The organism is Bacteroides sp. AM23-12, from assembly GCF_003434395.1.
GTDB lineage: Bacteria > Bacteroidota > Bacteroidia > Bacteroidales > Bacteroidaceae > Bacteroides > Bacteroides thetaiotaomicron.
Genome location: NZ_QTLF01000003.1, coordinates 48463 through 63018 on the forward strand (window position 1 = coordinate 48463; position 14556 = coordinate 63018).

Below are 14556 nucleotides of genomic sequence, written 5' to 3' on the forward strand. Positions count from 1 at the left end.
AAACCACTGAATATCAGATTACTTTCCCATTCACTAATTCCGCTTTTATTCTACATTTTTCACCTCCGAAACTTCGCCAACTCGACAATTTTCACTATATTTGCTCTGTTATTATAACTTAGAAAGGCAATTATGAGCGAAGAACAAATCACTCCCAATAACGGGTCTTATTCTGCGGATAGCATCCAGGTATTGGAAGGTCTTGAAGCAGTGAGAAAACGCCCTGCGATGTACATCGGTGACATCAGTATAAAGGGACTTCACCACTTGGTATACGAAATCGTTGATAACTCCATTGACGAGGCACTGGCCGGGTATTGCGACCACATCGAAGTGACAATCAACGAAGATAATTCAATCACCGTACAGGACAACGGACGTGGTATTCCGGTCGACTATCATGAAAAAGAAAAGAAGTCGGCACTGGAAGTAGCGATGACCGTTCTGCACGCCGGAGGTAAGTTCGACAAAGGGTCGTATAAAGTTTCCGGAGGTTTGCACGGTGTAGGTATGTCTTGCGTAAATGCACTGTCAACACACATGACTACACAGGTATTCCGCAATGGTAAAATCTATCAGCAGGAATATGAAATCGGTAAGCCGCTTTATTCTGTGAAAGAAGTGGGGGTATCGGATATTACAGGAACCCGCCAACAATTTTGGCCGGATGATACAATCTTTACCGAAACGGTGTATGATTATAAAATACTGGCTTCACGTCTGCGTGAGTTGGCATACCTGAATGCAGGTCTCCGCATTTCACTGACCGACCGTCGGGTAGTGAATGAAGAAGACGGCAGCTTCAAGAGTGAAGTATTCTATTCCGAAGAAGGGCTGAGAGAGTTTGTACGCTTCATCGAGTCTTCACGTGAACACTTGATCAACGACGTTATCTATCTGAACTCTGAGAAGCAGGGAATACCTATTGAAATAGCCATCATGTACAATACAGGATTCTCCGAAAATGTACATTCCTATGTCAATAATATCAATACAATCGAAGGAGGTACGCATCTTGCCGGTTTCCGCCGTGCACTGACCCGTACGCTGAAGAAGTACGCCGAAGACAGCAAGATGCTGGAAAAGGTGAAAGTTGAAATCTCGGGAGACGACTTCCGCGAAGGTCTGACTGCCGTTATTTCCGTTAAAGTAGCCGAACCACAGTTCGAAGGACAGACCAAAACGAAGTTGGGTAACAACGAAGTAATGGGTGCCGTAGACCAGGCTGTCGGTGAAGTACTGGCCTACTATCTGGAAGAACATCCAAAGGAGGCAAAAACAATTGTAGACAAGGTGATTCTGGCTGCCACAGCACGCCACGCAGCAAGAAAAGCCCGTGAAATGGTACAACGCAAATCTCCGATGTCCGGAGGCGGTCTGCCGGGTAAACTGGCCGACTGTTCGGATAAAGACCCCTCAAAATGCGAATTGTTCCTCGTCGAGGGAGACTCGGCAGGTGGTACTGCCAAGCAAGGACGTAACCGTATGTTCCAGGCCATCCTTCCGCTACGCGGTAAGATTCTGAACGTCGAAAAAGCGATGTATCACAAAGCACTGGAAAGCGATGAAATCCGCAATATATATACGGCACTGGGTGTCACTATCGGAACAGAAGACGACAGCAAAGAGGCTAACATCGAAAAGCTGCGCTATCACAAGATTATCATCATGACCGATGCCGACGTCGATGGTTCTCACATCGACACACTGATCATGACATTCTTCTTCCGTTATATGCCGCAGATTATTCAGAACGGTTATCTGTACATCGCTACTCCCCCGCTCTACCTCTGCAAAAAGGGTAAAGTAGAAGAGTATTGCTGGACAGACGCGCAACGCCAGAAGTTTATCGATACCTATGGCGGTGGTCTGGAAAATGCGGTTCATACACAGCGTTACAAAGGTTTGGGTGAAATGAACGCCCAGCAGTTGTGGGAAACAACTATGGATCCCGACAACCGTATGCTGAAGCAAGTAAACATCGATAATGCCGCTGAAGCCGATTACATCTTCTCCATGCTAATGGGTGAAGACGTAGGTCCGCGCCGCGAGTTTATCGAAGAGAATGCAACATATGCGAATATCGATACATAATTTTAATATTACGTTTTTATAAACCAACCTCACATCTTACAACGAAGAAGCGTCGGCAAGCGAAGGAAAATCCTCCGTGCCGGCGCTTTTCTATGTCTTAATAAAACCTAACAGTTAAATCTTTTTCCGGTCAAAATCACTATCTTGCCGAAAATGAAGGAGGACACTTATGAAAACGACTACCCCAAATCCTGTATTTGCCAAGATCAGACTCTATCTCAGAATCCTGGCATCCTGTGTGATTGTCACTTGCCTGTTCCTAATTATTATCCATCCGGAGGCATGGATTACTCCGGCTTGCATTATCGTAGCTATGATCTGCCTGTTATTTCTTCTGATACGATCCAAACGCAAAGAGTCGAGGAAATGAAAGAAATATCAGATCATATCATGCGCCTTTAATTCCTTCACTGCGACTTCCAGTTCCTGGTACCACTTCTCGCCGAATTTACGGATCAGAGGTTCTTTCAAGAATTGGTAGACAGCTACGTTTTCTTTTTTCCCCAGCAACACAGCCGCCTTACACACATCCCAACGATGATAGTTCACCGCCTTATAAGGTCCGTAATCTCCAATCCGAATGGGATAGAGATGGCATGATACTGGTTTGTAAAAGTCTGTCTTGCCATCCCGATAAGCCTTTTCGATGGCACAGTAACAACATCCTTTCTCGTCATAGCAAGTAAAGACGCAATCCTTATTATTAACAATAGAAGTCACCAGATCACCTTCCTGATCCGTGTATACGACTCCTTGCTTCTCAATGACAGCACGCGCTTCCGGCGACAGTTCCTCCCATATTATCGGCAGAACCTCTTCCAGCTTTTCCACTTCATCCAATTCCACAGGTGCCCCTGCATCCCCTTCAATGCAACATTCGCCCTTGCAGGCGTCCAGATTGCAAAGGAATTTTTCCCGAAGGACATCGAAGCTCACTACTACATCTTCTATCTGAATCATAAAACTTATGTGAGACAAAAAGGGCGGAGTATCCCCCCGCCCCTTTGGTTATAGCATTCTAAATTACTTAATCAAAATCTGACCGTTCATATCAGCCGGAGCTTCCAGACCCATGATTTTCAGGATAGTCGGAGCCACATCAGCCAGGCGACCGTCTTCTACTTTCGCAGCTTTGTTTTCTGTTACGTACACACAAGGAACCGGGTTCAGAGAGTGAGCCGTATTCGGAGTGCCGTCTTCGTTCAAGGCATGATCAGCGTTACCGTGGTCGGCGATGATGATAGCTTCGTAACCTTGTGCTTTAGCAGCTTCGATCACGTCTTTCACGCAAGCGTCTACAGCCACAACAGCCTTCTCGATTGCTTCGTAGATACCGGTATGACCAACCATGTCACCGTTAGCGAAGTTCACCACGATGAAATCATATTTGTTTTCGTTGATAGCGTCTACCAGTTTATCCTTCACTTCGTAAGCGCTCATTTCCGGTTTCAGGTCGTAAGTGGCTACTTTCGGAGATGGAACAAGGATACGGTCTTCGTTGTCGAACGGAGTTTCACGACCGCCGTTGAAGAAGAAAGTAACGTGAGCATATTTCTCTGTTTCAGCGATATGGAGCTGGTTAAGTCCTTTGGAAGCGATGTATTCGCCCAGTGTGTTGGCAACGTTTTCCTTGTCGAACAGGATGTGAACACCTTTGAAGGATGCATCATACGGAGTCATGCAGTAATATTGCAGTCCCGGAATCGTATGCATACCTGCTTCCGGCATATCTTGCTGAGTCAGTACGACAGTCAGTTCTTTGGCGCGGTCGTTACGGTAGTTGAAGAAGATAACGACATCACCTTCTTTGATGGTTCCGTCGCAGTTGGCGTTTACAATCGGCTTGATGAATTCGTCCGTTACACCTTCATCGTAAGATTCCTGCATAGCCTGAACCATATCGGTAGCTTTCTTACCCTGGCCGTTTACCAGCAGGTCATAGGCTTCCTTCACACGTTCCCAACGTTTGTCACGGTCCATAGCATAATAACGTCCGATGATAGAAGCGATCTTGCCTGCCGATTTCTCGCAGTGTGCAGAAAGTTCTTCGATAAATCCCTTGCCACTCTTCGGGTCAGTGTCACGACCGTCCATGAAGCAGTGGATGAATGTATTGTCGATGCCGTATTCTTTGGAGATGTCGCAAAGTTTGAAAAGATGAACCATTGAGCTGTGTACGCCACCGTTGGAAGTCAGTCCCATGAAATGAACGCTCTTTCCGTTTTCTTTCGCGTAAGAGAAAGCAGAAACGATTTCGGGGTTCTGCAGGATGCTGTTGTCAGCACATGCGCGGTTGATTTTCACCAAATCCTGATAAACCACACGTCCGGCACCAATGTTGAGGTGACCTACTTCCGAGTTACCCATCTGTCCGTCGGGCAAACCTACGTTCTCACCACTTGCCTGAAGTTGGGAATGAGGATAATTGTTCATCAGATAATCCCAGTAAGGAGTGGGAGTGTTGAAGATTACGTCGTCTTTCTTTTGGTCGCCTAGTCCCCAACCATCGAGGATCATTAAAAGGGCTTTCTTACTCATAATATTTCAATATTTAAATTATCACTCTGATTTTCGGGTGCAAAGGTACAAAAAAGATGATTACGTAAACGTTTAATCTATGTTAAGTTAAAGGGGAAAAAGAGAGGGAGCGATGGATATTTTTCTTTCTTTGTATAGGGAACTACTAAACGCATTTATTCAAAATTTAATATTATGAAAACGATTCTACTCTGCATGATGCTCATGCTGTCGGGTATGCTCACAGCACAAACCGTCGACAATCCGCCATTCAAAGCCCGTTCGGGAAGTATTGGTAACATCACCCGTATAGAACGCACGCCCGATGGCACGCGTGTTTATATTCACGCCATCTTCCGTCCGCACTGGTGGATAAAGGAAGAAGGAGACAGTTATCTGGAAGATGCAGCCACCGGCAAGAAATATCAGTTCAAGAGTGCGGAAGGCATTGAGCTCAATAAAGAAGTGTATATGCCCGATTCGGGCGAGATGGACTATGTGCTCGTTTTCGAAGCCCTGCCGGAAGAGACGCAGGTCATCCATCTCCTTAGTCCGAGCGATACGGAAGGAAATACGTATGACATATCTTTAGTACCGTCCTCCGGCAAAAACGTTTCGCCGTTGGCGGCAATCAAGGGAAACTGGTTCAAGGCAGATGATTTAAACGCCTGGGAATACGGCATCTACGATTCTGTTACGATTATGGACAACCGGATATTTACCAACGAAAACATCCGTAAGAAAGGGAAGCGGGTGGAAATCACCGTCAAGGACAAGCAGAATGGAGACATACGCACCCTGCTGGTGACTCCGCAGAAAGACGGAAGCTGCCAGATACAAGTGAATGGAGAAAAGAATCAGCTGTATACCCGGCAAAGGGGAGCTACCAAGACAATCGCTGCCGACACAGGCTTTCAGCAGTTCTTCCACACAGATACCACCTGTCTGCAAGGGTATATCGATGGCTATGACCGCCGGCTGGGATTTGACACCGGACTCATCTATCTATCCAACCATATCACCCGCCAGGACTACCCGACTGTGATTCAGATAGACGAAGACGGCAGCTTCCTGTGCAAGTTTGTCATCAAGCATCCTGTAGAACAGTCGGTCACGCTTGACAACAACTGGATTCCATTCTATATCGAGCCCGGACAGACGCTTACCATGTATATCGACTGGGAAGCATTGCTGGCACGCAGCCGTGCACGCGACTATTATTTCCCGATCAAGAACACAGCCTACATGGGCCCGTCGGCTTCCCTCTCCTATCTGCTGAAGGAATTCAAGTCGCTGATCCCCTACCGTTACGATGATTTATCCAACGCGCGCAACAAACTGACTCCCAGCCAATATCAGGAGCACATGAAGCCGATTGTCGCCCGATGGGAGCATACAGCCGATTCACTTATTCAGATTTGCCGCCCATCGGCAAAGGCTGCCCGTCTGATCAAGAATAAGGCAGACCTGCAGGCAGGAGGCTTATTCTTCGACTTTCTGATGAGCAGAGATTATTATGCGAAGCAGGATACAGCCAACCAAGCCTTGAAAGTGAAAGAAGAAGATTCTTATTACGACTTCTTGAAGAAGATGCCGCTGAATGATGAAACAGTGCTCGCCGATGCCAATGCCAGCTCTTTTATCAACCGGTTTGAATATATGGACGCCTTCAGAACAGCCTATAATTATCATGCACCGAAAGCAAAGGATACCATCTCTTACACGTATCCGGAAGAATCGCTTCTCGCTTTCCTTAAAGAGAAAGGAGTAAAACTGAATGCAGAACAGGAGGCAATCAGACTGAAACAGGAGAAACTGGCAGGAACAACCGTCAGAATCCCCTTAAAAGAACTTCAAGAAGAGAATGACAAGGTGAAAGGCTTATACGAAAAAGAAGAAAAACTGGTCCTGGAGTACATCGACAAGCAGTATAAAAACAAGCAGTCAGAGCAAGACATGGACAGAAACTTTATCTCGATGGAACAAAAAACCGGTCATAAGAAAGACAGCATTCTTGCCCGGCTATATGATGTGCCCGATCCTTTGCTTTGGCAAATAGCCAAAGTCCGCAACCTGGGTTTCAGCCTGCAGAATATCAAGACACGTTCCATTGCCCGTGAGTATGTGGACAGTATCAAGCAAAAGCTCACTCACCCACAATTGGCAGAAGAGGCCGAATATCTGTTCGCCAAAACGCATCCGAAGGAAAAAGTCAATTCCTATCAACTTCCGGAAGGCAAAGCCACCAACGTTTTCCGCAACATTATTAAGAATCATCCGGGCAAAGTCTTGTTCGTAGACTTCTGGGCAACGACCTGCGGACCTTGTCGCGCAGGAATAGAAGCGACGGCAGACCTGCGCAAAAAATACAAAGATCATCCGGAGTTCGAGTTCATCTATATCACCGGACAGAAAGACTCACCAGCCGGTGCATATAAGCAATACGTGGAAAAGAATCTGAAAGGAGAAGCCAGCTATTATGTCACCGACTCAGAGTTCAATTATCTGCGCCAACTTTTCCGCTTCAACGGCATTCCGCACTATGAACTTGTGCTAAAAGACGGCAGTATCTCCAAGGAAGAACTGGGGACGCATAGAATCAGAAAGTATTTGGAGGAGCACTTCCCCGTTTCCGAATCTGCCGGACAGGGAGAAAATGCTCAGTAATCCCGGCTGAACCTAAGTGGAACACATTGATAGCGAAGCATCTCTTCTTCAGTTTATACTAAGAGGAGATGCTTCGACAAGTTCAGCATGACAAATACTCTCTAGAAATAAATGCTTTTCTATTGTCACTTATCACCTTTCGAAGATAACAAACTGATAATAAACACACTTCGGGTGATAATAGCTGGTGACAATAGGGTGATAATAAGGTGATAATAGCCGTAAATCATGCTTTTTATTGTCACTTTACCCCTATTTCACGACTTATTACCTGTCACTTCCTCCCCATCTTATTACCTATTACTTATTACCTGTTACTTATTACCTATCACGCCTCATCCGAGCCTTGTCCTTATACAACAAATACCATAAGCTACCAATGCTTTTAGCTCATCATGCCTTTATACTTCCATTAAGCTACCGACATCTTTACCTGTTCACGGCCGTGACAAGACCTGATCACATCCGTGAGCAGCGTTTACCACGACCGTGAGCAACTCTTACCACGGCCGTGAACAACTAACAATGTCGGCACCTTATCCCAACTTTCCTTATAAGGAAAGTCTACTATGTAAGGAGCTAACGGGAACTTTAGCACTATCTTACAAGTGATTTTACCATAGCCAACCAATGAACTCCCCGCATGCTGAAAGACCATAAACAACAAGAAAATCTAAAAAAAGCGATGCAAAAGACGGAACCTCGGTTAATTTTCCGTACTTTTGTATCGCTTTTAAATTAAATCATAGAAAAATGGACGATTCAAACCCGCGAACGTGCACTTATAGTATTAATTAAAGCGATCAGAGTCATTGAAAACTGATGCCTCTGCTCGTGTAAACAAACGAAAGGAGGCAATAAGATGAGAACATATCTTTATTGTGAAGCTGGCTTTGTGGAAAAACCGCAATGGCTTCCTAACTGCTGGGTAAATGTAGTATGCCCGGACAACGATGACTTTGAGTTTCTGACTAAAACCCTGAACGTACCCGAATCATTTCTGAACGATATAGCCGATACGGACGAACGTCCGCGAACCGACACGGAAGGCAACTGGCTATTGACGATTCTGCGCATCCCGATGCAAAACGGTCAGAACGAAAGTCTTCCCTTCGGCACCGTACCCATCGGCATCATCACCAACAATGAAATCATTGTATCAGTCTGCTACCACAATACAGACCTGCTACCGGACTTCATCGAACACACCCGCCGAAAGGGAATCGAAGTCCGCAACAAACTCGATCTGATTCTCCGGCTGATTTATTCGTCTGCCGTATGGTTTCTGAAATATCTGAAACAGATAAATCTGGATATCAGCGCCGCCGAAAAAGAACTGGAACGCAGTATCCGCAACGAAGACCTGCTCCGTCTGATGAGACTGCAAAAAACACTCGTTTACTTCAACACCTCCATCCGAGGAAATGAAGTAATGATCGGAAAGCTGCAAAGTATCTTTCAGGACACCGACTTTCTGGACAAGGAACTGGTGGAAGACGTGATTATCGAGTTGAAACAGGCATTTAATACCGTGAATATCTACAGCGATATCCTCACCGGAACGATGGACGCCTTTGCCTCCATCATCTCCAACAACGTGAATGCCATCATGAAACGCATGACCAGCCTTTCCATTACACTGATGATCCCGACATTGATAGCCAGTTTCTACGGAATGAATGTGGATATCCATCTGGAAGAGATGCCGTATGCCTTTGCACTGATTATCCTGTGCTCTGTCGTGCTGTCGACATTAGCGTTTATCGTATTCCGGAAAATCAAGTGGTTCTAATTCAAGCGACTGCAATTCAAGCAGTTCTAAATCTCCCTTTACGTCAGAGACATAAAAAAGCAGCCTGTCATTCTTAAGACCTGAATTCAAGGTCGGCGATGACAGGCTGCACACAATACGTTTTTTATTCGATAGAGAATATTAAAAAGAGAATGTTTAAGAGAGAGAAATTATTTTATCCTTCTTTACTGGATTTCTTTCCGCCCAATGGCACAGAAATGCCAACAAATCCACTTACAGAATTGGTGTTCTTACCTAAGAACATATAGTCAGTTCCGAGGAACACCGGACCCAACTTCAAGCCCAGACCGAATGACTTACCGGCAGATTGAATAGCCGAGTAGCTGAGCGCAACGTTAAGCCAGCTTTTCGGACGATAGTTTGCGGAGAATGTTACTTCTGTCAGCGTTTTCGGTTGTACGAAACGAGTCGTAGACAATACACCTACTCCGAGCTTGTTCTCAAAGAAGCCGTATTCTGCTCCTACCACAACTGTAGATGCAAGACTAGACTTACGTGATTTATGTGCTTCCTCTGTCTGAAGTTGCAACATTTCATAGTCGAGTACATCACCACCATTTACACGGTTCATGTATCCGTCAGCATCAGCCTGCAGCTGAGTAATATTGTTCTGAATCGCAGTAATAGAATTAGGAATATCATTCGGATCAATACCGTTGACATAGCTAGTTCCTTTCATATTGATTGATTCCGGATTGGCAGAAGCTATCTTAGTAGCGCCTTTCGTCCAGGAAATAAATCCCAGGTCGAGAACAGAAGCGGACACTGTCAGGTTATCCATAATTTTATAAGAAGCACCCAAATCAATGCCGAAACCGTAACCTGCAATACCCAGTTTTCCACTGTCAAAGTCAAAGTCACTGATATAGTCCTGTCCATCTTCTTGTACCAATTCCAATCCTTTGAAAGAACTTTCCAGATGAGCGTCAACATTCAGATTGGCATGGTAGCTTTCAATTTCAGATTTCAGCTTTGTGATACCGGCAGCATCCAATCCGGACAGATAATTCGGGTCCTGCAATTGGCTAATGCGGGCATCACTCGGAAGTTTAGCGTTCATCATTACATTGTTAATCTTCAGATTCATATTGCCGATACCCAGCAATACTTTCACCTTACCACCGACTGTCAAACGGTTATTGATCTGACGCGCATACCCCAAACCAACTTCACCATAAGCGTTTATATCCAGTTTCTGACCGCTGATATCGTAATTACTGTTTCTCCAGTTATCTTCAAGCGCATCCATCTCATTCAGGAAAGTAAACATGGAACGGGTAAGGCTTGCACCTATATCCGCACGAACACCTACGTTGAATGACCAGAAGTTCTTTCCTTTATACCATCCGGCAGAAAGAATCTCCGTACTTACGTTTACATTTAAGTTGTTTTTATCTTTCAGACGGCTCAGGAAATCGGGATTAGAGTAGAAATTGTCGCTATCGTCAATAATGTCGATAATATCCTGATAACCCAATGAAGTGGACCCGACAGTAGCATTGACCGATCCCAATACCGGAATATTAAAATACCCCTGAGTCGGAATCAGAGCCGGATTCAATTGTTGCCGATAATGAGTACCTTCCATAAAATAAGAGGTACGTAAAAACTGCGCATTGGCAGGTAAAACAAAACCCATCATAAGAAGAAAAGCCCCCATGAACTTCTTAGATGCATAAAGTCTGCTTGTTGTCATGATTTTATCTTTTTTTAATTCTTGTTATCGAATGCAAATATATAGCATTTAAGTAACAAATAAAAGCACAAGTCAACACTTTTTTAGCATAAACCGAACATTTTCATGGCTATTTGGAGAAAATTCGTGCTTATTCTGCAAAAATATGTAGAAAGTGAAACAAAAGACAATATCAGAAATTCAGGTTCAACTGCCCGTCACCAAGCAGATTGAAGGTCATTCGGTGGTAAGGGGTCGTTCCATGTTCGGCGATGGCGGCACGATGTTTTTTAGTCGGGTATCCTTTATTCTTATTCCAGTCATAAAACGGATATTCTTCGTGAAGACGATTCATATAATCATCTCTGTAGGTTTTAGCCAGTATAGAAGCGGCGGCTATCGAGAGGTATTTTCCGTCTCCTTTTATCACGGTAGTATGAGGAATGTCAGGATATTTATTGAAACGGTTTCCGTCGATCAGCAAATGCTGAGGACGGACAGAGAGCTGATCGACAGCCCGGTGCATCGCCAGAAAGGAGGCACGGAGAATGTTTATCTCGTCTATCTCTTCGGGCGACACCACTCCTACCGCCCATGCCAGCGCTTCTTTCTCTATCACTTCACGAAGTGCGTAGCGTTGCTTCTCGGTCAGTTGCTTCGAATCATTCAGCAGCTCATTCTTGAAATCTTTAGGAAGAATGACGGCAGCGGCATACACTGATCCTGCCAGGCAACCGCGGCCGGCCTCATCGCAGCCGGCTTCTATCAGGTCTTTATTTAAATAAGGTAGTAGCATACTTATTCTTTTTTTCTTATTTGCCACAAAGATAAAGGAAATAAAAAAGGAGACCTCATTCAAAGTCCCCTTTTTCCGTCATTCATTCACACAAACAAGCAATTGTTCCCCAATATACTTTATCGGTTCACAGCCTTGACGACCGGAACCATCACCCTACCATTCGTTTTACAGATTTTGTTCGTTGATAACATCAGCCTTTCCCCTTAGCCATTATGATAGATTTCTTCCATTTCCCCTTTATAACTTATAATATATCGTCTTGCAAAAGTATCTAAATAATAAGAGACGAGAAAATGGCTTTGAGCGAGTATTTGCATGAAATGCCCCGAAACAGGATCATCTGCCGGAAAAAAGTGATTAAGTGCGCAAAAAAGGTGTTTACCCGGTTCTATATAATCAGAAGGCGATAACCGGACTTATCTCCGGCTATCGCCCTCTTCAATAAACAAACCTTCTTTTAGTTAAAACAAACTCCAGGCGACGGTAAGCCCTGCCATCACAATGGCTACCATGCTCATGAGCTTGATTAAAATATTCAGACTCGGGCCGGAAGTATCCTTAAACGGGTCGCCCACAGTATCGCCTACTACGGTTGCCTTATGCACTTCACCGCCTTTGCCTCCAAAGTTCCCCTCTTCTACATATTTCTTCGCATTATCCCACGCACCGCCTGCATTGGCCATAAAGATAGCCAGCACAAAACCTGTGCTCAAACCGCCGATCAGCAGTCCCAGTACTCCGGTCACTCCGAAGATTAATCCGGTAGCGATAGGCGCAAGGATAGCAATCAGCGACGGAATCACCATTTCGCGCTGCGCACCCTTGGTTGAGATAGCCACACAACGTTCATAATCCGGCTCGGCTTCTCCTGTCAGAATGCCTTTGATCTCACGGAACTGACGACGCACCTCATCTACCATGTGTCCGGCTGCGCGGCCGACCGCATTCATCGTCAATCCACAGAACAAGAACGCCATCATCGAACCGAGGAACATACCGGAAAGAACTTTCGGATTCATCAGCGTCACGTCGTAATAGTTCATGAAATCGACAAAGGTAGCATTGGCGGTTGAGACAACATCGCCGTTCGGCATACTCAGGTCTACTGTCCCCAAACGGGTCAGACCGATACGGATTTCTTCGATATAGGATGCCAGCAAAGCCAGTCCGGTCAATGCAGCGGAACCGATAGCAAAACCTTTTCCGGTTGCCGCGGTTGTATTTCCCAAAGAGTCGAGCGCATCGGTACGCTTGCGGACTTCGGCACCCAGACCGGCCATTTCCGCATTACCGCCTGCATTATCAGCAATCGGGCCGTAAGCGTCCGTAGCCAGTGTGATTCCTAATGTGGACAGCATACCGACAGCGGCAATACCGATACCGTAGAGTCCCATACCCACGTTGGAAAAATCGAAACCGGAAGCAAGCAGGAAGGAGGCAATGATACCCACCACTACCGCAATCACGGGAATAGCCGTAGAAAGCATACCCAGACCGATACCGGAGATAATGACGGTGGCAGGTCCAGTCTTTCCGCTTTCACTCAGTTTCTGAGTAGGGCGATACGACTGGGAAGTATAATATTCGGTAGAACGTCCGATCACAATGCCGACCAACAGGCCGACTACGACAGCGCATGAAATCCAAATCCAGTTGTCCAACTGTAAGAGCCACAGGATTAAGAAGGTAGCAGCCACAATCAGCACGGAACTCAGGTTTGTTCCGAATGCCAGCGAGCCGAGCAAATCTTTCACCGTCGCATTTTCTTTGGTGCGCACGGAGAAGATGCCGATAATGGAAAGCAGAATACCTACCGCAGCAATCAGCATCGGGGCAATAACTGCTTTGAACTGCATGACCGTATCTGCCGAATGTATAAAGGCGGCAGCACCCAATGCGGCAGTCGCCAGGATAGAACCGCAATAAGATTCGTACAAGTCGGCTCCCATACCTGCCACGTCGCCTACGTTATCGCCTACATTATCGGCAATGGTGGCAGGGTTTCGCGGATCGTCTTCGGGAATTCCGGCTTCTACCTTACCCACAAGGTCGGCGCCTACGTCGGCAGCTTTTGTATATATACCGCCACCTACACGGGCAAAGAGCGCCTGTGTGGAAGCTCCCATACCGAACGTCAGCATCGTGGTAGTGATTACGCAAAGTTTATGAGTCGGTGTCAGTGCGTCGGCGGGAATCACCGCGTTCAGCAACAGATACCAGAAAGATATATCGAGCAACCCCAGTCCGACTACAACGAGTCCCATTACCGCACCACTGCGGAAAGCGATTCTCAGTCCGGAGTTCAATGAATTGCGTGCCGCATTCGCCGTACGTGCCGAAGCATAGGTTGCCGTCTTCATACCCAGGAAACCGGAAAGACCGGAGAAGAAACCACCCGTCAGGAAAGCTATGGGAACCCACACATTCTGAACATGAAAGCCATAAGCCATAATTGAAAACAAAATAACCAGCCCAAGGAAAACACAACCTACAATCTTGTACTGTTGTTTCAGATAAGACATAGCTCCCTTGCGTACCGCAGCGGCTATTTTTATCATTTGGGGAGTACCTTCACTCTCTTTCATCATCTGCTTATGGAAGTAATAAGCAAAACAGAGGGCTAACACTGAAGCGACCGGAACCAGCCAGAAAAGAATGCTATCCATAGAATTAATTATTAAAGGGTTTTATGGAGGCTAAAAGTATGGAAATCAAACGAAAAAAGCAAGCAAAAGAGAAAAAAAATCCAACTTGCCGATTGATGCGATAACTCTCAATGAAACGAAGGTAAAACAAGTAAAAAAGTCTTTTGAGAATCCTGCAAAAGAGCATCAGGCCAATAGCTCGTTAGTTAATTTTTAGTCTTATTACGTTAATCGTTAACAAACCCGTTATTTCTATTAAACCATGTTATAAAGCGCCTCACTTTGCCCCGAAAATTTGGAGATAGCCGAAAAGTCCCTATCTTTGTAGTGTGTTTTTCATAGTATT

General features: G+C 45.6%; 9 protein-coding genes. 4 read left to right on the plus strand and 5 right to left on the minus strand.

Annotated elements, in window-relative coordinates; genetic code table 11:
• Nucleotides 1-132: 132 nt before the first annotated feature.
• Nucleotides 133-2094 carry a DNA topoisomerase (ATP-hydrolyzing) subunit B gene (gene gyrB / locus DW640_RS04070; RefSeq protein ID WP_008763685.1) on the plus strand — a complete coding sequence of 654 codons (1962 nt, stop codon included), beginning with the start codon at nucleotides 133-135 and terminating at the stop codon, nucleotides 2092-2094.
• Nucleotides 2095-2263: 169 nt separating this feature from the next.
• Nucleotides 2264-2464: a hypothetical protein gene (locus tag DW640_RS04075; RefSeq protein WP_032850788.1), complete on the plus strand. Its 201-nt coding sequence runs from the start codon at nucleotides 2264-2266 to the stop codon at nucleotides 2462-2464.
• An 8-nt stretch (nucleotides 2465-2472) separates the two neighbouring features.
• Here the strand turns inward: DW640_RS04075 and DW640_RS04080 are convergent, their stop codons facing one another.
• Both DW640_RS04080 and gpmI read right to left on the minus strand, forming a co-directional pair.
• Nucleotides 2473-3054, minus strand: a complete 582-nt coding sequence (locus tag DW640_RS04080; RefSeq protein WP_008763683.1) for a DUF3109 family protein — start codon at nucleotides 3052-3054, stop codon at nucleotides 2473-2475.
• Nucleotides 3055-3117: 63 nt separating this feature from the next.
• On the minus strand, nucleotides 3118-4632 hold the full coding sequence (gene gpmI, locus DW640_RS04085; protein WP_048696489.1) for a 2,3-bisphosphoglycerate-independent phosphoglycerate mutase: 1515 nt from the start codon (nucleotides 4630-4632) through the stop codon (nucleotides 3118-3120).
• Nucleotides 4633-4806: 174 nt separating this feature from the next.
• On the opposite strand from gpmI, the gene DW640_RS04090 reads away from it, so the two are divergent.
• Nucleotides 4807-7278, plus strand: coding sequence for a TlpA disulfide reductase family protein (locus DW640_RS04090; protein WP_117577432.1), 2472 nt, complete (start codon nucleotides 4807-4809; stop codon nucleotides 7276-7278).
• 862 nt (nucleotides 7279-8140) lie between these two features.
• Complete coding sequence (locus tag DW640_RS04105; protein ID WP_008763680.1) at nucleotides 8141-9070, plus strand: magnesium transporter CorA family protein; 930 nt, start codon at nucleotides 8141-8143, stop codon at nucleotides 9068-9070.
• 175 nt (nucleotides 9071-9245) lie between these two features.
• Here DW640_RS04105 and DW640_RS04110 read toward each other — a convergent pair whose 3' ends face one another.
• The 3 genes from DW640_RS04110 to DW640_RS04120 all read right to left on the minus strand — a co-directional run bounded on the left by DW640_RS04110 (nucleotide 9246) and on the right by DW640_RS04120 (nucleotide 14231).
• Nucleotides 9246-10787 (minus strand): DUF5723 family protein, encoded by a 1542-nt coding sequence (locus DW640_RS04110; RefSeq protein ID WP_055229086.1) that lies wholly within the window; start codon nucleotides 10785-10787, stop codon nucleotides 9246-9248.
• A gap of 172 nt (nucleotides 10788-10959) precedes the next feature.
• Nucleotides 10960-11562 (minus strand): ribonuclease HII, encoded by a 603-nt coding sequence (locus DW640_RS04115; protein ID WP_008763678.1) that lies wholly within the window; start codon nucleotides 11560-11562, stop codon nucleotides 10960-10962.
• 464 nt (nucleotides 11563-12026) lie between these two features.
• The gene (locus tag DW640_RS04120) at nucleotides 12027-14231 is read right to left on the minus strand and encodes a sodium-translocating pyrophosphatase (protein ID WP_008767612.1); all 2205 of its coding nucleotides are present in this window, start codon (nucleotides 14229-14231) and stop codon (nucleotides 12027-12029) included.
• Nucleotides 14232-14556 lie beyond the last annotated feature (325 nt).